The organism is Pseudomonas putida (assembly GCF_001941965.1).
Classification (GTDB): domain Bacteria; phylum Pseudomonadota; class Gammaproteobacteria; order Pseudomonadales; family Pseudomonadaceae; genus Aquipseudomonas; species Aquipseudomonas putida_L.
In genome coordinates this window covers 1-20,215 of sequence record NZ_MKZO01000024.1, presented here as the reverse complement: position 1 = coordinate 20,215, position 20,215 = coordinate 1, and the positions used below count along the sequence as shown (strand labels likewise).

The window sequence follows — 20,215 nt, the reverse complement described above, 5'->3', positions numbered from 1 at the left end:
TGCGCCGACACAGGAAATGTCTGATGCACATGTGCCCGTCCGGCAACCGATACTGCGTGCCACAAGGTAGTGGCACTTTGACGCTATTGCGACTGGTTGCGATTCAGCACTGCCCGCCGACAGGTATGTCACCCAGAGAGTGAGGGACACATGTACACAGCCTTGATCGTCGACGATCACCCATTCATTCGTGCCAGCGTGCGCATGCTGCTGCGCCAGGAGAACATCAACATCGTCGCCGAGGCCGACAACGGCGTGGATGCCTTGCGCATGATGCGCGAGCACGAGCCGGATATCGCCATCCTCGACATTTCCATTCCGCGCATGGACGGCCTGGAGATCATCACCCGGGTCAAGTCGGCGAACATGCGCATGAAAATGCTCGTGCTGACCTCCCAGGTGCCTGGTTATTTCTCCATGCGCTGCATGCGCCTCGGGGCCTCGGGCTTCGTTTCGAAGAACGACGACCTCACCGAACTGCGCAAGGCGGTCATGGCGGTGCTGTCGGGCTATACCTATTTTCCCGAGGTGTCGCTGAGTTCGGTGAACCGCTACGACTGCCAGGCCACCGAGGCGCAGCGCATCGAGCGCCTGACCGACCGCGAGCTGCTGATCCTTCAGCAACTGGCGCGTGGCCTGAGCAACAAGGTCATTGGCGAGACCATGCTGCTGAGCAACAAGACCATCAGTACCTACAAGACCCGCTTGCTGGAGAAACTGCGGGTCGATTCCCAGGTTGACCTGGCCGACCTGGCCAGGCGTCATGACCTTATCTGAGCGGCGCTGGCCGCTGAAGCGCCTGGTCCGCCTGCTGCTCCTGCTCGGGCCCTGCCTGTGGCTGGGCGCCGCCCTGGCCTGGGGCGAGGCGCCGAGCCTGCTGGCCCGCTCCAGCCTCGGCGACCAACTGCCGCTGCAGCTCGAGGATGACGACCGCCGATGGCTGTGGGCGCGGCGCACGCTCTGGCTGGGGGTCAGCCGTCCGGACCGGGTGCCGTTCGACATTACCACCATCGGGCGCGATTACGAGGGCCTGACGGCGGACTATGCCGGCCTGCTCGGCGAATTGCTCGGCCTGGACCTGCGGGTGCGCCGCTATGCCAGCCGCAGCGCGGCATTGGACGCCCTGGCCCGCGGCGAAATCGATCTGCTCGGCACCTCCAACGCCGACGAGGCGTTGCGCAGCGGCCTGCTGCTGTCGCAGCCCTATGCGGAAAACCTCCCGGTACTGGTCAGCCGCAATGACCGCGCGACGCCAGCGGACCCGCACCAGCCCGGTGTGCGCCTGGCCCTGCGCGAGGGCTATCTGTCCACCGAGCGTGTGCACCAGCTGTTTCCCCAGGCCGTGCCGGTGGTCTACCCGTCGGTACTCAACGCCCTGGGCGCCGTGGCCTTCGGCCAGGCCGATCTGTTTATCGGTGACGCCCTGGGGTCGCGCTACCTGCTGCAAAAAAGCTATCTGAGCGCCCTGCAACTGAGCGCCGCCGAACGCTTCCAGGATGGCCACTACGGTTTTGCCCTGAGCCCGGCCAACCGGCGCCTCAAGGCGCTGGTCGACCAGGCCCTGGAACAGATTCCCGAGCAGACCCGCCAGGACATCCTGCGCCGCTGGAACGCCGGCAGGGCCGGTTTCGTCGAGCCCCAGCGGCTGGACCTGACGCCGGACGAGGAGGCATGGCTGCAGCGCAATCCGCGAATCAGGGTGGCCATCGACGAGCAGTTCCCGCCGGTCACCTACCGCGACGACAACGGCGCGTTCCGCGGCATCAGCGCCGATCTGCTGGAGATCATCAGCCAGCGCAGCGGGCTGGCGTTCGACATTGTCGAACGCGCGGGCTTCAACGAGATGACCCGGCGCCTGGAGGCCGACGAGGTCGATCTGCTGGCCGCGCTGCCGTTCAGCCAGGACCGTCAGCAACAGGTTGCCTTCAGCCGCTCCTGGTTGAGCAACGGCCTGGTCCTGGTGACCCGCGACAACGTCCGCTTCGACAGCCTCGAGCAACTGGACGGCAAGCGCCTGGCGCTGGTCGAGGGCAGCGTGATCGAGGACTACCTGCGCGAACAGCACCCGGGTATCCGTCCGCTGTGGAGCGACGGCCCGCTGCAAGCCCTGGAGCGGGTCGTCAGCGGCGAGGCGCATGCCGCAGTGGTGAGCCTGATCGGCGCGCGCTACAGCATCGCGCGCTTTTACCGCGGCCAATTGCACATCAGCGCCGCGCTGCCCCTGCCGGCCCTGCATTTCGCCTTTGCCGGGCGCCGTGACGCCAGCGAGCTGATGTCGATCCTCAACAAGGTGCTGCTGAGCATCAGCCCGCAGGAAATGGACGACCTGACCAGTCGCTGGCGCAGCGAGGTCATCATCGCCGACACCTATTGGCGCAAGTACCGCGGGATGATCCTGCAGACCTTCCTCATGGCCGTGGCCTTGATGTTTCTCGCGGTGTACTGGATTCGCAGTCTGCGCCGCCAGGTACGCCGGCGCCAGACAGCGGAAAAGGCGCTGAACGAGCAGGTGGAGTTCATGCGGGTGATGATCGACGGCACGCCGAACCCGATCTACGTGCGCGACCGCCGCGGGCGGCTGATCACCTGCAATGTCAGTTACCTGGATGCCCTGGGCGTCACCTTCGAGTCGGTGATCGACCAGGCGCTGCCGGAATGGTTGATCGGCGCAGCCCAGAGCCGCCACTGTCGCGAAGCCTCGCGCCAGGTCATTGCCCTCGGCCAGAAACTGGTGGAGGACCGCGAGCTGGTGCTCGGCGGCCGGCGCATCACCATCTATCACTGGATGCTGCCGTATCGTGGCAGCGACGGTGCGGTGAAGGGCCTGATCGGTGGCTGGATCGACATTTCCGAACGCCAGCAGCTCTACCATGCCCTGCAACAGGCCAAGGACGAGGCCGAGGCGGCCAACCGGGCCAAGACCCACTTCCTCGCGACCATGAGCCATGAGATCCGCAACCCGCTCAACGCCCTGCTGGGCATGCTCGAGCTGGCCCTGCGCAAGTCCGGCGAGGGTGTGCTCGACCGCCTGGCCCTGGAGGTCGCCTCCGGCGCAGCGCGGGGGCTGCGTGACCTGGTCGGCGATATCCTCGATATCACCCGCATCGAATCCGGCCATTTGACCCTGGCGCCACAGCAGGTGGACCTGTATCGCGAAGTGGAAAGCACGGTGCGTCTGTTCGAAGGCCAGGCCCGGCAAAAGCGCCTGCAACTGAAACTGGACATGGAGGGCCACGGGCCGGTGCAGGTGCTGCTCGACCCGCTGCGCTTCCAGCAGGTGCTGTCGAACCTGATCAGCAATGCCATCAAGTTCACCGACGAAGGCCTGGTATGCGTCACCCTGAGCCTGGAACTCGGCGCCGAACGGGTTGGCCTGCACCTGGCCGTGGAAGACACCGGGGTCGGTATTCCGGCCGACGAACTGAGCCAACTGGGCCGGCCGTTCCGCCAGGCCAGCAACAACCTGCAGGGCGCGCGCAGCGGCACGGGCCTGGGCCTGAGCATCAGCCATGCGCTGTGCGCCATGATGGGCGGCGAGATGCACCTGGACAGCACCCTGGGCGTCGGCACGCGGGCGCAATTGCGCCTCGACCTGCCGCGGCTGACGCCCTGCGCAGAGACCCTGGCCAGCCTGCCTCAACCCGAGGCCGGGGAGATGGCTGCGCTGGACATCCTGGTGGTGGATGACTACCCGGCCAATCGCCTGCTGTTGCAACAGCAACTGAGCTACCTCGGCCATCGCGTGGTCACCGCGGCCAACGGCCATGAGGGCCTGCGCACCTGGTTGCGCCAGCACTTCGATGTGCTGATCACCGACTGCAACATGCCCGGTATGAACGGCTACGCCCTGACCCGGGCGGTACGCGAGGATGAACGGCGCAAGGGCAAGTCCTCGGTGCTGCTGCTCGGCTGCACGGCCAACGCCCAGGCCGAGGAGCGCGTGCGTTGCCTGCGGGCAGGCATGGATGACTGCCTGTTCAAACCCCTGGACCTGACGGCGCTGGCCGCCAGGCTGGCGCCCCGCGCGCAAGAGCGCCTGGCGGTCGAGCCCGGCGCTGCTGGCGTACTGGGCGAGGGCCATGACCTGTCCAGCCTGCGCCAGCTCACCGGCGGCGATGACCAGGCGATCAAGGACCTGCTGCGCGACCTGTTGCTGAGCAACCGCGACGACCTCGCGCGCCTGGCCGAGCTGCACCCCGACGACCTCGGCGGGCTGGCCGACCTGGCCCACCGGGTCAAGGGCGGCGCGCGAATCATCAAGGCGCGCTGGCTGCTGCGGGCCTGCGAAAACATCGAGCAGGCGGTTCACGGGCCGCGCAAGACGCAGCCCATCGAGCCCCTGGTGGCTGACCTGCGCCTGGCCATGGCGACCCTGGCCCAGCGCCTGGAGCAGGTCTGCCGGGCCTGAGCCAGTACCGCTGGTAGCCGTCGGAGAATTCCGTCGCTGGCTGGGAAGTCTCCTGATTTATCCGCAGCGAAGCGGTAGCACCATGACGTTTCGACCTTTGCGAGGGAAGTGGATGTGCCTGCCAAGTTTTTGCGTGTATTGATTCTCGAAAACCAGTCGTTCCAGCGTGCGATTGCAGTGAAGATCCTCGGCCAGTTGGGCTGTCGCGAGGTATTCGAAGCCTGTGACGGCACCGGGGCGCTGGCCTTGCTCGACCGTATCGGCCGGGTCGATGTAGTGGTATGCGACGTGCGCATGGAAGGTATGGACGGACTCGAATTCATTCATCGTGCCGCGCGGGCGGCACTGATCGGCGGGGTGATCGTCAGCAGCGGCCTGCATGCGGAAGTGCGCCGGGCGATGGCGCAATGGGTCAACGGGCTGGGGATCGCGTTCCTGGGCGATGTCGGCAAGCCGCTGCACCTGGACAGCATGCGCCTGGCCCTTGAAGGCAGCCGCCAGCCGGTGGTCCTGGCGCTGCCGGCGCCGGCCCCGGCCGGCGGGGTCAGCGCAGCGGATATCCGCCGCGGGCTGGCCTGCAACGAATTCGTTGCCTGTTATCTGCCGCGCTGCGACCTGGGCAATGGCGAAGTCCGCGGTGTCGATGTGCTTGCCCGCTGGCACCATCCGCACCTTGGCCCGCTCGAGCAGAACCGCTTCATGCCGGTGCTGGAGAACACCGCTCTGCTCGACGACCTGCTGCTGACGCTGCTCGAACAGGGCCTTGAACTGCAGCGCGAGCTGTTCTCCAGCGGCCAGATGCTGCGCATGTCCTTTGCCCTGCATCTGGAGCAACTGGGCCGCCGCGGCCTGACCCGGCGGATCAAGTCGCTGATGCAGTTCCAGCGCTCGATGGGGCAGGGCGTCGCCTTCGAGCTGAGCTTCGCCGAGCCGGGGCAACCCACGGTCATTCACCTGGAAAGCCTGGTTCGCCTGCGCCTACTGGGTTGCGCCCTGGCTCTCGGCGAATTCGGCTCCCACGCCGGCTCGCTGCAGCGCCTGTGCCAGTTGCCGTTCAACGAGGTGCGCACCAGCGCGCGGTTCATGCACGAACTGGAGCAGCAGCCACGCCATCGTGCGGTCTTGCGTGGCTGCCTGGGCATCGCCCGCAGCCTGGGTCTCGGAATCACCGTGACCGGTGTGGAAAGCCCCGAGCAGCATTTGCTGCTGATGGACATGGGCTGCACCCTGGGCCAGGGGCGGTATTTCGCGCCGCTGCTGAGCGCGGAAGAACTGCTCAGGCGCCTCGGCAGTGGCGCACGGAACGGATGAACGGTAGCCCGATCGTTGCGAAGAAGGTTTGCGTACGCGCTATACCGGCTACTATCAATGTGCTACAAATTTTGCCTTGTACTTCAAACTATTAACTGCACAAGGAAGTAGATTCATGACTGAAGCCACCCTGATCGAAGTCGTAACCGCCGATTCCATGACCACTCTGCTGCAGGACGCCGGTTGCCGCGTCAACCGCATCGAGCAGAACCAGGTCGTTCAGTTGCAGACCGCCAGCCAGGGCATCGGTTACTCCGTACGCTTCGGTAACCACGCCAGGGAGCAGGGCGAGTTCCTCGACTTCACCTACAGCTGCGCCCTGCGTGTCCAGGGCGAGATCCCGGAAAACCTGGTCAACCAGTGGAACATCTCCCGTCGCTTCGCGCGCCTGTCGTCCCAGGGCGAATTCCTGGTGCTGGAACAGGACGTCGTGGTCGCCGACGGCGTCAGCCCGAAAAACCTGCTGGGCTCGCTGGTCCTGTGGGATCGCGTGCTGCAGGAGTTCGTCATCTACCTGCGCGACTTCAGCCGTAACCTCGCTGCCGCACAAGCTGCCGCAGAGGCCAACGCCTCGTGAGTCGCAAACTGTGGGCCGGCGCGGGTGCGCTGGCCATCCTTGCGGTGGCGGTAGGGCTGGCCCTGCGTCCGGGTGCCGACCCGGTCGCGGCCAGCCGTGCTGTGCCGGAAGCCACGGCCAGCGGTACCGCCCTGGCCAGCCTCGGTGAACAAAAGGTCGATGCCGACGAGCTCAAGGCGCTGTTCGCGCAACTGCCGGTGCAGGCGCGCCAGCAACTGCGTAACGACCGTTCGGCCCTGGAAACCTGGATCCGTGCCCGTCTTGCGGAAAAGGCCCTGTACCAGCAGGCCGAGGCCAAGGGCTGGTCCAAGCGTCCCGACGTGGAAGCCCAGACCCGCGCGGCCACCGAGCAGATCGTGTTGCGCAGCTACCTGAACAGCGTGACCGAAGTGCCCAAGGACTTTCCCAGCGACGACGAGCTGAAACAGGCCTACGAGAACGGCAAGGCAGGCTTCCAGGTGCCGGCGCTGTATCGGGTCAGCCAGATCTTCCTCGCCGTGCCGGATGAGGGTGCCCTGGAGTCGGTGCGCAAGCAGGCGCAAAGCCTGGCCAAGCGCGCCCAGGCCAGCGATGCGGACTTCGCCGAACTGGCGCGTTCCTACTCGCAGGACGCCGGTAGCAACAACCGCGGTGGCGACACTGGCCTGCAACCGCTGAACCAGCTGTTGCCGGAGGTGCGCGGCACCGTGGCGAAGATGAAGGTGGGTAACGTCAGCGAGCCGCTGCAAAGCTCGCTGGGGCTGCACATCATCAAGCTGACCGAGCTGCTGCCGGCGCGGGTGGCGACCTTCGACGAAATGCGCGGGCAACTGCGTGATGCCCTGCGCGCCCAGCGCCAGGAGCAGGCGGCCAAGGCCTATGTCGAGAACATGTTCAACACCGCGTCGCTGACCATCGACGGGAAAGTGCTGAACCAGGTGATCGAAGCGGAGAAGTAGCGTCCGCCGGGGCCGGTCAATGACCGGGTGATTCTCTACCGCGGGTGAGTCAGTATTGGGGCCGCGTTTGCAGCCCCATTACTCCCGAGGTAACCATGTCTCCCCACTTCAAGCCTGTCGACCTGAAAAAAGCCTACCGCCTGCTCAACCATGGCCCGACCGTGCTGGTCTCCGCCAGCCACGCCGGCGTCGACAACGTCATGGCTGCCGCCTGGGCCTGCGCCCTGGATTTCGACCCGCCCAAGGTCACGGTGGTCATCGACAAGATCACCCGCACCCGCGCGCTGGTGGAAAACAGCGGCTGGATGGTGCTGCAGGTGCCCAATGCCGGGCAATTGCAACTGACTCACCAGGTTGGCAGCCACAGCCTGGCGGAAGCGCCGGACAAGCTGGCCCGGGCTGGCGTCGAGCTGTTCCGAGTCGAGGGCTATCCTGCGCCGCTGGTGGCAGGCTGCTCGGCCTGGCTGATGTGCCGGGTGATCGACGAGCCGCATAACCAGAACACCTATGACCTGTTCATTGCCGAGGTGGTGGCTGCCTGGGCGGACGAGCGCGTGTTCGAGGAGGGGCACTGGGTGTTCGAAAAGGCCGATCCGGCGTTGCGCAGCTTGCACTATGTGGCGGGTGGGCATTTCTATGCCATTGGTGAGGCGCTGGATGTAGAGCAGCCTTGAGGGCCTCATCGCTGGCAAGCCAGCTCCCACAGGATTGTGCAGCGCCGCGAACCCTGTGGGAGCTGGCTTGCCAGCGATGACTGACCAGAGAACAACAAGAAATCTGGCTTTCTGTTGAATATTCAACTTTATGTTGATATTTTTCCTGTCCGATTCTGACGGACAGCCCCCATGCCCCCCGAACGCCAGCTCGTCCTCGACGTCCTCCAGGCCACCGTGCGCATGCTCGGTACCGTCCTCGGCCGCAACACCGAAGTGGTCTTGCACGACCTGACCCGGCCCGAGCACTCGGTGTTGGCGATCGTCAATGGCCATATCAGCGGCCGCCAGGTCGGCAGCCCGATCCTCGCCGGCCCGCGGCATGACCGTGGCTTCGACGCTGTGCTCCACGCTGCGCTGGAGAAGGGCAGCCAGACCCCGGTAGTGATTGGCAACTACCCGACCCAGGGCCACGACGGCAAAACCTTCCGCAGCGCCACCGCCGTGTTCCGCGATGCGGCCGGCGAGCCTTTCGCCAGTCTTTGCGTCAATACCGACCTGAGTGGCATCGCTGCCGCCCAGGCCTGTCTCGAACAATTGCTGGCCACCTCCGAAGCCCCGGCCCCCGCCCCGGAACCCACCCCGGACCTGGAACAGCTCATGACCCGCATCATCGACGGCGCCCTGCAGGACGCCCGCGCCCAGGGCGTGCGCTTCGGCAAGGCGCAGAAGCTCGAAGCGGTACGGCAGATGCACGACGGCGGCCTGTTCATCGTCAAGGGCGCGGTGGAGAAGGCCGCCGCCGCCCTCGGAGTGAGCCGCTACACGGTCTACAACTATCTCGAAGAAATCCGCAACGGTTGAGGAATCCCCATGCAACTTCCGATCTATCAGGTCGATGCCTTCAGCGACGTCATCTTTGGCGGCAATCCGGCCGCCGTGTGCCCGCTGGACAGCTGGCTGGACGACGCGACCCTGCAACGCATCGCCGAAGAGAACAACCTGTCGGAAACCGCCTACTTCGTGGCAGAAGGCGAGGGCTACCGGCTGCGCTGGTTCACCCCGGGCATGGAAGTGGACCTGTGCGGGCATGCCACGCTGGCCTCGGCCTGGGTGCTGTTCAACGAACTGGGCGCGACCGATGAGACCTTGCGCTTCTTCACCCGCAGCGGTGAATTGCGGGTGAGCCGCGACGGCGAGCGCCTGGCGCTGGACTTCCCGCTTAAGCATCCGCAACCGGCGCCAATGCCGGAGGGATTGGCCGAAGCCTTGGGTTGCGAGATTCTCGAACTGCTGCGCAGTGACGACTACATCGCCGTGGTGGAAAGCGCCGCCGTGATCGAAGGCCTGCAACCGGACTTCGCGGCCCTGAGCCGCTACGACGTGCGTGGTGTCGCCGTCACCGCGCCGGGCACGGGCGAATTCGACTTCGTCTCGCGCTGGTTCGGGCCGCAGGTCGGGGTCAATGAAGATCCGGTGACCGGTTCGGCGCATACCTCGCTGGCGACCTACTGGTCCCGGCGCCTTGGCAAGACCCGCCTGAGTGCCCGCCAGGGTGGCGCGCGGCGTGGCCAGTTGCACTGCGAACTGCCGGGCAATGGCCGGGTGATCATCAGCGGCAGAGGTGCGCTGTATATGCGCGGCACCTTGTACCTGGGAGAGCGCGCATGAGCCTGCATCTGGATACGCCGTTGCTGGCGTCGCGGCCGCTGAGCCTCGCGACCGGGCAGGACGTCTGGCTGAAGATGGACGCCCTGCAGCCTTGCGGTTCGTTCAAGCTGCGCGGCGTCGGCCTGGCCTGTGAGCACTTCGCCCAACAGGGCAAGCGTCGCTTCGTCTCGTCCTCCGGCGGCAATGCCGGTATCGCCGTGGCCTATGCCGGGCGCTGTCTCGGTTTGCCGGTCACTGTGGTGGTTCCGGAAACCACCACCGAACGCGCACGCCAGTTGATTCGCCAGGAAAACGCCGAGGTTATCGTTCACGGCAAGGTGTGGCAGGAGGCCAATGAGCTGGCACTGTCGCTGGTAGGTGCCGACGACGCGTTCATCCATCCCTTCGACAATCCGCTGCTATGGCAAGGCCATGCCAGCCTGGTGGATGAAGTGGCTGCGGCCGGGATCAAGCCCGACGCCGTGGTCGTGGCAGTCGGCGGCGGCGGCCTGCTGTCGGGCGTCGCGCAAGGGCTGCAGCGCAATGGCTGGTCTGATCTCCCGGTTTTCGCCGTGGAGACCCTGGGAGCAGCCTCGCTGGCGGCGGCGATGGCCGAGGGTGAGCTGGTCACCATCGACAGCATCGCTACGGTGGCCACCTCGCTTGGGGCCAAACGCGTCTGCGACGAGGCCTTCCGCGTCAGCCAGCAGATGAACGTGATCAGCCATGTGGTCAGCGACGCCGAGGCGCTGGATGCCTGTGAGCGTTTTCTCTCCGACCATCGCGTGCTGGTGGAGCCGGCCTGCGGTGCCGCCCTGGCCCTGGCCTACGCCCCGAGCGAAGCACTGCGTCAGTACCAGCGCGTGCTGGTAGTGGTCTGCGGCGGTGTCACGGCGTCCATCAACCAGATCCGCGAATGGCGCAAAGCCGCGGACTGACCGCCTGTCGGCCCTGAGCCCGTCCCGGACAAACCTTCCCGGACCGCATCCTCTCTCACCTCCACGAGCCTGAAGTTTTCCGTTCCGTGGAGGTGTTCCGATGTCGACGAAAAAACACGACCAGTTCAGCATTAGAACCCGCTGACCCAGTACCCGCAGCCGCCGTTTCCGGCCCAGGGCCAGACGGCGCCGGGGCTGGATGCGCACATGAACCCGGAGCCGGACCATGGTGAGACCACCTACAAGGGCTTCGGTCGCCTGGCCGGGCGCAAGGCGCTGATCACCGGTGCCGACTCGGGTATCGGGCGCGCCGTGGCCATCGCCTTTGCTCGCGAAGGGGCAGATATCGCGCTCAACTACCTGCCCATCGAGCAGGCTGACGCACGGGAGGTGGTGAAACTGATCGAGGCCGAGGGGCGTCGGGCTGTCGCCATTCCTGGTGACCTCAAGGACGAGCGCTTCTGCAAGGAACTGGTGGACCAGGCCCATGAGCAACTGGGCGGGCTGGATATCCTGGTCAACGTTGCCGGCAAGCAAGTGGCGCGCAAGGACGTGGGGCAGGTCAGCAGCGAGCAGTTCGACGCGACCATGAAGACCAATGTCTATGCGTTGTTCTGGCTGTGCCAGGCGGCGGTGCCGTTGATGCCGGCGGGGGCGACCATCATCAATACCGCTTCGATCCAGTCGTACCAGCCATCGGCGACCTTGCTGGACTATGCGACCACCAAGGCGGCGATCGTGGCCTTCACCAAGGCGCTGGCCAAGCAGGTGGTGGAGCGCGGGATCCGGGTCAATGCCGTGGCGCCGGGACCGATCTGGACGGTGCTGCAGCCTAGCGGCGGGCAGCCTTCAGAAAAGATCCCGCACTTTGGCGAGCAGGTACCGATGAAGCGGCCGGGGCAGCCGGCGGAGTGCGCGCCGTTGTATGTGCTGCTGGCTTCGCAGGAGTCGAGCTATATCACCGGGGAGGTGTTTGGAGTGACGGGGGGCAATCCGTTGCCCTGAACAATATTGAAACCCTGCATCGTCCCCTGTGGGAGCTGGCTTGCCAGCGATTTGGCCCTATCTGACAACATCATTGCCAGTGCCGACCCCATCGCTGGCAAGCCAGCTCCCACAGGGTACGGTGCAGGCCTCAAAGGCTGGATTTCTTTCAGGAGCTCCTAAACCAGCGCCAACCCTTCCTCGCAAAAAAGATGAACCTCGGTCGCGGTGCCCGGCTCAGAACAACTAGTGACACCAGAACCGGAACTGACCCGAGGATTCAATGATGAACACACTGTTGCGTAGCGCGGGCTTTGCCCTGGCCTTCACCCTGGCGGGCGCGGTGCATGCCGCCCAGGATGCCGATGACTTCGTCGAGGACGCCTCGGCCAAGGGCGTGGCCGAAGTGGAAGCGGCCAAACTGGCGCAGGAGAAAGGCACGGCGGCGGATGTGAAGACCTTCTCCGCGATGATGCTCAAGGATCACGGCGCAGCCAACGAGAAGCTCAAGGCGCTGGCGGCGAGCAAGAAGCTGGAAGTCTCGACCGATGCCGACCTGATCGACAAGGCCAAGGCGATGATCCTGGAACTGCGCGGGGCCAAGTCGTTCGACCAGGCCTATGCCAACAACCAGGTCAATGCCCATGAGGCGGCGATCAAGCTGTTCGATGACTATGCGAAGGATGGCAAGGATGCGGAACTGAAGGCATTTGCCCAGGAGACGCTGCCGACGTTGAAGGCGCATCTGGAGAAGGCTCGCCAGCTGGCTGCGGCCCATGGCGGGAGTTCGGTAGGGCCGGGCGCTACCACCCGGGATGCGGTGGATCCGGTGGTGCCGGGGCCTGGTGGGGTGCCGACTACTCCGAAAGACCATTCGGAAACCACCAAGCCATAGATTATCGGGGCTGCTGATGGCCCTATCGCTGGCAAGCCAGCTCCCACAGGTTCAGCGGTGCATGCGATACCTGTGGGAGCTGGCTTGCCAGCGATAGGGCCCTAAAGAACACAGCAAGGTTAACGGCCCAGCACCGTCCTCACCGTCTCCTGCAACACCTCGAACGCCACCGGCTTGTCGACATGGGCATTGAACCCGGCCTTCAGCGCTTCAGCCTTGTCCTGGCTGGCCCCGAATCCGGTCAGCGCCACCACCGGCAGGCTGCGGAAACGCTCGTCACTGCGTAACCGCGCGATCAACTCCAGGCCATTCATCACCGGCATGCCCAAGTCCGACAGGACCAGGTCGAACACTACGCCTTCCTCAAGCCGCTCCAGCGCCTGGGCACCGTTGCCGGCCACGGTGACTTCGGCACCTTCCAGTTCCATCAGCGCCGTCATGATCTCGAGGATATCCTCGGAGTCATCGACGATCAGCACCTTGAGCCCGAGGAAATTCCCCGGCGTTTCGTCCAGTTCGTTAATCACCGGCACCTGCTCGCGACTGTAGTGCGGCAACCACACACTGAAGGTCGCGCCACGCCCCAGCCCGGCGGATTTCGCCTCGACCCGGCCGTGATGAGCCTCCACCAACTCGCGTACCAAGGCCAGGCCGATCCCCAGCCCACCACGGTTTTGCCCATGCCGGTGCTCCGGCACCTGGCCGAACATGTCGAAGATCAGCGGCAGCGATTCGACCGCGATGCCCTGGCCGTTGTCCTGCACATCGAGGCGCACCTGGTTGCCTTCATCCACCAGGCGCAGGCACACACGTCCGCCGGCATCGGTGAACTTGAGGGCATTGTTCAGCAGGTTCCAGATGATCTGTTCGACACGCACCGGGTCGGCATCGATCACCAGCGGCTCGTGGCTGTCGTCGGGCAGCTCCAGTTCGACCTGGATCTGCTCGTTGGCCGCATCGGCCCGGGCCACGCTGGCGATATCGCCGAGCAGTTGCTGCAGCAACACCGGCCCGCGGTTGAGCTTGAGCTTGCCGGTGTTGATCCGCGACAGGTCGAGCAGGTCATCGATGATCCGCGCCTGGCTGCGCACCGCGCCGAGGATGGTGTCCACTGCGCGCCCGGCCACGGCATTGCCGCGCACCTGGGGCAGGCGGGTCATCAGCTCGCCGTTGAGCTGGATCAGGTTGAGCGGGTGCTTGAGCTCGTGGGACATGACCGCAAAGAATTCGTCCTTGAGCTTGCTGCTGGTGCGGCTCTGTTGCAGTTGCCAGACCTGCTCGGACTCCTGGCGTTTCTTGTCGGTGATATCCCGGCCGATTTTCGCGAAACCGTGCTGGCCGTTGTGCAGCGCGGTGGTCACCCCGCTGCAGAAGAAGCGGCTGCCGTCCTTGCGCTGCAACCAGCGCTCGTCGTCGGCGCGGCCATCCCGGCGGGCCAGGCGCAATTCTTCCTGGAGCACGTCGTTGTCGCGGTCTTCGGGCAGGAAGATCAGTTCGGCGCTGCGGCCCAGCACTTCCTCCTCGCGGTAACCGAAGGTACGCTCGGCGCCGCGGTTCCAGGTGGTGATCAGGCCTTGAGCGTCCATGGTCAGGATGATGAAGTCCTGGGTGCTTTCCGCTGCGAGGCGCAGGCGTTCCTCGCCTTCGCGGACCTGCTCCTCGGCCTGGCGCCGCTCGCTGATGTCGATGAAGGTCAGCACCGCGCCATCGATCAGGTCCTCGGTGGTGCGGTACGGCAGCAGCCGGGCGATATACCAGCGGCCATCGTTGCTCGGCACTTCGCACTCGATGATGCGCAGCGACTCGAAGGCGGCCACGGCGTCATCGGCCATGCCCGGGTAATCGAGGCGATGGGTGATATCCAGCAGCGAGCGCCCGGTATCCGAAGGAATGATGCTGAAGATCTCGGTGGCCCGCGGCGTATAGGACTTGATGCGCATGCGCCGGTCGACGAACACCGTGGCGATATCGGTGGAGGCGATCAGGTTCTGCAGGTCGTCGTTGATCTTGCCGGTTTCCTCGACCTTGCTCTTGAGTTCCTGGTTGACCGTGATCAGCTCTTCGTTGATCGATTGCAGCTCTTCCTTGCTGGTTTCCAGTTCCTCGGTGGTGGAGCGCAGTTCCTCGTTGATCGCCTGCAGCTCTTCGTTGGAGGCCTTCAGTTCTTCGGTGGAGGTCTCGGACTGCTCGACGGTGGCCTGCAACTGTTCCTTGGTCCGTTGCAACTCGCCTTCGAGCTGCGACAGCACGCTGTCCTTACCGTTGTCGCGAGGCCCCTTGACCTCGGCGCTCATGGTTTCCTCGACCTCGTCGAAGAGCACCAGGACGAAGTCGGCGTCCAGGTCACGGAACGGTCGGGCCACCATGTTCACGTAATAGTTGCGCCCGTCACGCTCCAGTTGCACGCGCCGCGCCTCGATGCTCTTGCCGGTCTGGAAGGCCTGGAACAGCGCGGTACGTAGCTCCAGGCGCAGCTCCGGCAGGACCTGCACCAGCAGGTTGTGCGAGGGCTCGCCGCCCACATAGCGCAGGAAACGCCCGGCGCGGTCGGACATGTGCACGATGTCCGAGTCCTGGTTGACCACCACGCTCGGCGGGCCGTACTGCTCCAGCACGCGCTGGTGGACCTCGGCGAAGGACACCTTGCGCCGCTCCAGGTTGCGCTCGACGTTGGGCAGGGAAAACCCGGTGAAGGCGTTGAGGGGCAGGGTAGGGGTCGGCCGCCCGAGGCTGGAACTGGCCTTGGCCCGGTAGATGCGGTTCTTCTTGTCCACCGGAGTGAACAGGTCCAGGCACACGTCCGCCGACTCGGAACTGCCGAGGAACAGGTAGCCGCCCGGGGCCAGGGCAAAGTGGAACATCTGCAGGATGTCCGCCTGTACCTGGCGGTCGAGGTAGATCAGCAGGTTGCGGCAACTGATCAGGTGCAGCTTGGAAAACGGCGGGTCGCGCAGCAGGTTGTGCAGGGCGAACAGGACCCGCTCGCGGATCTCCTTCTTCACCCGGAAATGCGTCTGTTCCTTGGCGAAATGCTGCCGCAGGCGGGCCGGCGGAATATCGGTAACCACCGCCTCGGGATAGACCCCGGCACGACCGACGCCGATGGCGTGCTCGTCGATATCGGTGGCGAACACCTGGAACTTGTGGGTGCTGTGGCTGAAATCCAGGTGGTCGGCCAGCAGCATGGCGATGGAATAGGCCTCCTCGCCGGAAGAACAGCCCGCCGACCAGGCGCGTACCGTGGGGTCGCCTTCGCCGGGCAGCTCGAACAGGCGCGGGACGATCTCCCGTTCCAGTGCCTCGAAGGCCTCGCGGTCGCGGAAGAAATTGGTCACGCCGATCAGCATGTCGTCGAGCAGGGCGCTGGCTTCGTCGGAGTTGGCGTTGAGGAAGTCGCGATAGGCCGGCAGGTCGCTGACCCGGTTGACCTGCATGCGCCGCTCGATGCGGCGCAGCACGGTGGCGCGCTTGTAGTGCTTGAAATCGTGGCCGGTACGGGTGCGCAGGATGACGATGATTTCCCGCAGGGCGGCATCGGCGGCGCGTTCGTCCTCGGCGGTGTCGGGGTTGTGCAGCGGCGGCTCGATCTCGTCGCCCAGGGGCAGTTCGATCTTGCGCATGTTGTCCCACAGTTCCACCAGCTTCTGCGGCATGTCCACCACCGGCAGAACGAAGTCCACCTGGCCGGTGGCGATGGCGTTGCGCGGCATGCTTTCGTATTCGGCGTCGTCGAGGGACTGGGCGAGGGTCATGCCCCCCTGTTCCTTGACCCGCACCAGTCCGGCGCTGCCGTCGTTGCCGGCGCCGGAGAGGACGATGCCGATGCTGCGATGGCGATGGGCATCGGCCATGGTGCGGAAGAACACATCGATGGCGATATGCCGCGGTCGGCCGCTTGGGCGTTCGGTGACACGTAGGTAGCCGTCGAGCATTTCCAGCTGCATGGCCGGGGAAATCAGGTAGACGTGGTTGGCCTCCACTGGCGTCGGCTTGGTCACCTGTTGTACCGGCATGCCGGTGACTTTCTGCAGGATACGGTCGGCGCTGCTTTCGTGTTCGGCGGAGAGGTGCATCACCACCACGAAGGCCATGCCGCTCTCGTTGGGCATTTCCTCGAAAAAATGCAGCAGCGCGGCCAGGCCGCCAGCGGAGGCGCCCAGGCCGACGATGGGGAAGGCCAGGAAAGAGGGGAGCGAGGTGTAGGGCGTCCGGGCCTGTAGCGTCTCGTCGGGTTTGTTCATTTATCGGTGCTCTGCTGACACTTGAAGGCCGACCAGTGAAAATTCAGACAGCCAAGCTGCTGCCTTCCTGGCGCAAGGGCGGAACTTTACCGCATAAATCGCCGTGCAGGGCTCAAAGTCGCGGGCGAGCGGCGAGTTGTGCACGAACCTGGTCGAGGTCGTTCTCGATGCTGCTCAGGTGCAGGTCCAGCAGTTCTGCCGCGCGGGTCATGTAGCTGACCTGGGCTTGCAGGCGCTTGAGGCTGTCGAGGTGGGCGGCGATGGAGTCGCCCAACTGCGCGCCTTGCAGGAGGTGCCGTGTCCGTTGGGGTTCGTCGGGCAAACGCATCGGAGATTTCCCTGGCAGATTTAGGTTCGATCTAGTTATGGACCCTGAGGATAGGTGGAAGGTTGCCTGGTGGAGAGATTCTTTGCAGCAGCACCCGCCAGAGACCCGGGCCGCGCCTTGAAAGATCTAGATAACCTGAAGCATCTCCTCGACCCGCTGGCGCTCCCACTGGCTCATGAACTCCACGGGATTGGTCCCGTAGGGATGCCCGGCATCGAAGATATAGGCGGCACCCTCAGGGCTATAGCAGCGGTCGCAATGGCCCAGGGCATCGCCATCGTTGTAGAGGGTGAAGACCCAGCCATCCACTTCCACCGTCAGCAGTCCATTGCGCACATCGCTCCAGCCCTGCTCGCCGATTCGCCGCATGGGACGGATGCCCTGGGCGATGTCGCGGAGAATCTGGTAAGCCTCACGGGGTGTCAGTGCTGGAGTATTCAAGGTCGGCGGGTATCTGGCGGGTTTCGCGGCTGAGGGTACAGCAGCGGCCAGCGCAATTCATCCGCCAGCCGCCCGAATCAGCCGAAAGGCTAACTATTTGAAATCCCATTGCATTTGCGTGGCGATGCTGACCCCGCTGGAGGACCTGACACAGACATCCAGGTAGTCGGTGAAACGCGGTGGCAGGGCGATGCCTTCCTCGATCAGGCGGCTGTTGTCGAACAGGTAGTTGAGGTCGGCGAAGCCGCTGTACAGGCGCAGGGCACGCAGGACCAGGCGCGGGTTGGCCGGGCCGATGCGCGCTTCGAAGCTGCCGGCCAGTTCCTTGAGGTCGTCCACGCCGATCTTGCGATAGCGCGCGCCGACCGGCGTGGCGCCGTTGGCGCTGGCAAAGGCTTCGTCGATCTCGGCGAAAGTGCAGGCGGCATGATGACCGGCGGAAATGTGGTAGAGGTTGTGCCGCAGTTGCGGCTTCAGGGCCAGGCCGATCAGCGCCTCGGCGCAGTAATCCACCGGGATCACGTCGATCTGCTCTTCCAGGCCGCAGGTGAAGCTTTCCAGGGCGAAGCCCATGCGGAACACCCAGAAGATGCTGCCCGAAGCCTGGCAACCCAGGGTGCGGTGGCCCACCACGATGGACGGGCGCGCCACCACCAGCGGCAGGCCCGGCAGGTCTTCGCTCATGCGCCGCTCGATTTCCGCCTTGGAGGCGGTGTAGTCCACCAGTTGCTCGGCGCCGTCGGGGAAGTTCCAGGATTCGCTGATCGGCGATTCCTGCTGCGGACCGCAGCACATGGCGGTGCCGACATGCAGGAAACGCTTGAGCCGCTTGGAGCGGCTCATCACTTCGGCAAAGGCAAAGGTGCCCTCGACGTTGACCGGCCAGATGGTCGGGTTCTTCGAGAACGAGGCCACGGCAGCGCAGTTGATCACCCGCTCGATCTGCATCAGGCGTGGGGTTTCCCGGGGTAGCCAGGTGGTATCGAGGAAGTCGCCGCAGATGATCTGCTCGGCGTGCAGGAACTGCAGGGCGCACTCGCCGACACCGTGTTGGCGCAGGTTGTCGCGCAGGCGCTCAAGGCCCTGTTCGCGGGAGTCGGCACGCACCAGGAACGACAGGTTGTCGCCAAGGCCCTCGGCAAGCAGCTGCGCGGTCACCGAGCCGCCGAGGAATCCGGTGGCACCGGTCAGCAGAATGCGTTCTTCAATAGCGATAGGAGCGGCTTGCATAGTCACAGGTGTCCTGCAAAGAGTGGGTTACCCATGTTTCAAGGCCTCGTGCCGGAACTTCTGGATTAACCTGGGTTGTCGATGACGGCGAACTTTCTGGCAGCATGCGGTTATCCTCCACGCGGGTTCTCGGGCGTGGTGGATGGGCGGGATGCCTTGTGGAATGTGCCTTGCACGGGAGTGACAAGGGCGAGCCATGATCTCCGGGGAAAGCCAGGATGGCAATTAAACAGCAGCGTCATTTCAGTGAAATAAAGTTAATCAGGCCACTGGAAAGTTGCCCGGGAGGGAAATTATTAAATTAATCTCATGTTGTTGTTCTGGCACGCATGTTGACAGGGGTTTTAATCGGCTCAATTGCTTAGCATGCTTGCGAATATGAACCCAAGTTCATCGATGTTCAAATGACAACAAGAGAGTCCGGATGAAATTTTCTGTTTGCCTGCTCCTCCTGCTGACCCTCGCCCGTGGCGCACTTGCCGCTGATCTGCGCACATTCGAGCTGCCGGATGAGGCGGGTGCGCTGCATTACTACGCGTCGCGTCCGGCGGGTGATGACAATGTGCGAACGGTACTGCTGGTGATGCATGGTCACCCGCGGGATGCCGGTCGCAGTTTCGCCGCCGGCTTGCAGGCAGCGCGGATGGCGGGGCGGCTGCAGGACACCCTGGTGGTGGCGCCGCTGTACCAGGTCGAGGATGCGCGTCATTGCAGCTCGCCGGGTGAGCCTCCGGCGCAGCCGGGGGATGCGCTGTGGACCTGTGGTAGCTGGCTGGCCGGCGAACCTTCGCTGGGAGCGCATCCGATCAGTGCCTTTGCCGCGCTGGATGCTCTGCTGGTCGAGCTGGTCCGGCAATTTCCGCAGGTGCGCAATGTCACGCTGGCCGGGTTTTCCGCCGGGGCGCAGATGCTCCAGCACAGCATTGCTTTTGCCGCCGAGTCGCCGGCCGGGGTCGGCTTGCGTTATGTGATCGCCGACCCGGGAAGCTGGCTGTATTTCGATCCGCTGCGGCCGGTGGCACAGGGTAGCGGCTTTGTCATGGCCGTACCGACGGAGGTGTGCGCGGGCTACAACGCCTGGAAATACGGCACCGAAGCCTTGCCCGGCTGGTTGTCCGGGGATGCCGCGCAGGCCCGTGCGCGATATGCGGCGGCGCGGGTGGATTATCTGGAAGGCGGGTTGGACAGCAGCGCGAGCAAGGGCGCGGCCTATCCGGTGCTCGACAAGTCCTGCGGGGCGATGCTGCAGGGGCCGTTCAGGTTGCAGCGCGGGCTGGGGTTCCAGGCCTACGAGCGGGAGGTGCTGAAGGTGCAGCGGCGGATGCTGGTGGTGCCGGGGTGCGGGCATCGGGTGGAGTGTGTGCTGCCTTCGGTCGAGGGGCGCTCGGTGCTGTTCGATCTGCCTTGATTCGTTGGTTGCTGCTCCCGGCCTCATCGCTGGCAAGCCAGCTCCCACAGGTCCTGCGGTGCACGCGGTCCTTGTGGGAGCCGGCGTGAACTGGCCTAATGATCCCGGACACCTCTTAAGGGCGATATGATTCGCCCATTCAGGAGGTTCTATGCAAGAACGGAAGACCTACACCCGCGAGTTTAAGCAACGTGCTGCCAGCATGGTTCTTGA

15 protein-coding genes and 1 pseudogene are annotated in these 20,215 nt (G+C 64.7%); 12 read left to right on the top strand and 4 right to left on the bottom strand.

Annotated features, from left to right (window positions below):
- Window positions 1-150: 150 nt before the first annotated feature.
- The 11 genes and pseudogenes from PSEMO_RS14015 to PSEMO_RS13965 form a co-directional block, all read left to right on the top strand.
- A complete protein-coding gene (locus PSEMO_RS14015) occupies window positions 151-777 on the top strand; it encodes a response regulator transcription factor (protein ID WP_075803594.1) in 627 nt (208 codons plus the stop codon).
- Complete coding sequence (locus PSEMO_RS14010) at window positions 764-4,408, top strand: transporter substrate-binding domain-containing protein (RefSeq protein ID WP_081430258.1); 3,645 nt, start codon at window positions 764-766, stop codon at window positions 4,406-4,408. Before PSEMO_RS14015 ends, PSEMO_RS14010 begins: the two co-directional genes overlap by 14 nt.
- A gap of 114 nt (window positions 4,409-4,522) precedes the next feature.
- Window positions 4,523-5,719, top strand: a complete 1,197-nt coding sequence (locus PSEMO_RS14005; protein ID WP_075803593.1) for an EAL domain-containing response regulator — start codon at window positions 4,523-4,525, stop codon at window positions 5,717-5,719.
- A gap of 115 nt (window positions 5,720-5,834) precedes the next feature.
- Entirely contained in the window at window positions 5,835-6,296 is a 462-nt protein-coding gene (locus PSEMO_RS14000) for a YbjN domain-containing protein (protein ID WP_075803592.1), read from the top strand.
- The gene (locus PSEMO_RS13995; RefSeq protein ID WP_075803591.1) at window positions 6,293-7,234 is read left to right on the top strand and encodes a peptidylprolyl isomerase; all 942 of its coding nucleotides are present in this window, start codon (window positions 6,293-6,295) and stop codon (window positions 7,232-7,234) included. The genes PSEMO_RS14000 and PSEMO_RS13995 overlap by 4 nt, the downstream gene beginning before the upstream one ends.
- Before the next feature lie 95 nt (window positions 7,235-7,329).
- A complete protein-coding gene (locus PSEMO_RS13990; protein WP_075803590.1) occupies window positions 7,330-7,908 on the top strand; it encodes a flavin reductase family protein in 579 nt (192 codons plus the stop codon).
- 171 nt (window positions 7,909-8,079) lie between these two features.
- A complete protein-coding gene (locus PSEMO_RS13985; protein ID WP_075803589.1) occupies window positions 8,080-8,751 on the top strand; it encodes a helix-turn-helix transcriptional regulator in 672 nt (223 codons plus the stop codon).
- 9 nt (window positions 8,752-8,760) lie between these two features.
- A complete protein-coding gene (locus PSEMO_RS13980) occupies window positions 8,761-9,558 on the top strand; it encodes a PhzF family phenazine biosynthesis protein (protein WP_075803588.1) in 798 nt (265 codons plus the stop codon).
- Window positions 9,555-10,475, top strand: a complete 921-nt coding sequence (locus PSEMO_RS13975; protein ID WP_075803587.1) for a pyridoxal-phosphate dependent enzyme — start codon at window positions 9,555-9,557, stop codon at window positions 10,473-10,475. Before PSEMO_RS13980 ends, PSEMO_RS13975 begins: the two co-directional genes overlap by 4 nt.
- Before the next feature lie 141 nt (window positions 10,476-10,616).
- On the top strand, window positions 10,617-11,480 hold the full coding sequence (locus PSEMO_RS13970; protein WP_075803586.1) for an SDR family oxidoreductase: 864 nt from the start codon (window positions 10,617-10,619) through the stop codon (window positions 11,478-11,480).
- Window positions 11,481-11,745: 265 nt separating this feature from the next.
- Window positions 11,746-12,249, top strand: a pseudogene (locus tag PSEMO_RS13965) (DUF4142 domain-containing protein); the annotation flags it as partial.
- A gap of 224 nt (window positions 12,250-12,473) precedes the next feature.
- Here PSEMO_RS13965 and PSEMO_RS13960 read toward each other — a convergent pair.
- The 4 genes from PSEMO_RS13960 to cprA form a co-directional block, all read right to left on the bottom strand.
- Window positions 12,474-16,595 (bottom strand): CheR family methyltransferase, encoded by a 4,122-nt coding sequence (locus PSEMO_RS13960; RefSeq protein WP_075803584.1) that lies wholly within the window; start codon window positions 16,593-16,595, stop codon window positions 12,474-12,476.
- Between the two features lie 112 nt (window positions 16,596-16,707).
- Window positions 16,708-16,923, bottom strand: a complete 216-nt coding sequence (locus tag PSEMO_RS13955; protein WP_075803583.1) for a hypothetical protein — start codon at window positions 16,921-16,923, stop codon at window positions 16,708-16,710.
- A 126-nt stretch (window positions 16,924-17,049) separates the two neighbouring features.
- The gene (locus tag PSEMO_RS13950; protein WP_075803582.1) at window positions 17,050-17,364 is read right to left on the bottom strand and encodes a DUF7693 family protein; all 315 of its coding nucleotides are present in this window, start codon (window positions 17,362-17,364) and stop codon (window positions 17,050-17,052) included.
- A gap of 93 nt (window positions 17,365-17,457) precedes the next feature.
- Window positions 17,458-18,594 carry a cationic peptide resistance protein CprA gene (cprA, locus tag PSEMO_RS13945; protein ID WP_075803581.1) on the bottom strand — a complete coding sequence of 379 codons (1,137 nt, stop codon included), beginning with the start codon at window positions 18,592-18,594 and terminating at the stop codon, window positions 17,458-17,460.
- Window positions 18,595-19,018: 424 nt separating this feature from the next.
- Here cprA and PSEMO_RS13940 point away from each other — a divergent pair, with 424 nt between their 5' ends.
- Entirely contained in the window at window positions 19,019-20,002 is a 984-nt protein-coding gene (locus tag PSEMO_RS13940; protein WP_075803580.1) for a hypothetical protein, read from the top strand.
- Window positions 20,003-20,215: the final 213 nt, after the last annotated feature.

Coding starts and splice junctions, on each gene's coding strand:
- PSEMO_RS14015 (WP_075803594.1), top strand. CDS start 151: ATGTACACAGCCTTGATCGTCGACGATCACCCATTCATTCGTGCCAGC.
- PSEMO_RS14010 (WP_081430258.1), top strand. CDS start 764: ATGACCTTATCTGAGCGGCGCTGGCCGCTGAAGCGCCTGGTCCGCCTG.
- PSEMO_RS14000 (WP_075803592.1), top strand. CDS start 5,835: ATGACTGAAGCCACCCTGATCGAAGTCGTAACCGCCGATTCCATGACC.
- PSEMO_RS13990 (WP_075803590.1), top strand. CDS start 7,330: ATGTCTCCCCACTTCAAGCCTGTCGACCTGAAAAAAGCCTACCGCCTG.
- PSEMO_RS13985 (WP_075803589.1), top strand. CDS start 8,080: ATGCCCCCCGAACGCCAGCTCGTCCTCGACGTCCTCCAGGCCACCGTG.
- PSEMO_RS13980 (WP_075803588.1), top strand. CDS start 8,761: ATGCAACTTCCGATCTATCAGGTCGATGCCTTCAGCGACGTCATCTTT.
- PSEMO_RS13975 (WP_075803587.1), top strand. CDS start 9,555: ATGAGCCTGCATCTGGATACGCCGTTGCTGGCGTCGCGGCCGCTGAGC.
- PSEMO_RS13960 (WP_075803584.1), bottom strand. CDS start 16,595: ATGAACAAACCCGACGAGACGCTACAGGCCCGGACGCCCTACACCTCG.
- PSEMO_RS13955 (WP_075803583.1), bottom strand. CDS start 16,923: ATGCGTTTGCCCGACGAACCCCAACGGACACGGCACCTCCTGCAAGGC.
- cprA (WP_075803581.1), bottom strand. CDS start 18,594: ATGCAAGCCGCTCCTATCGCTATTGAAGAACGCATTCTGCTGACCGGT.
- PSEMO_RS13940 (WP_075803580.1), top strand. CDS start 19,019: ATGAAATTTTCTGTTTGCCTGCTCCTCCTGCTGACCCTCGCCCGTGGC.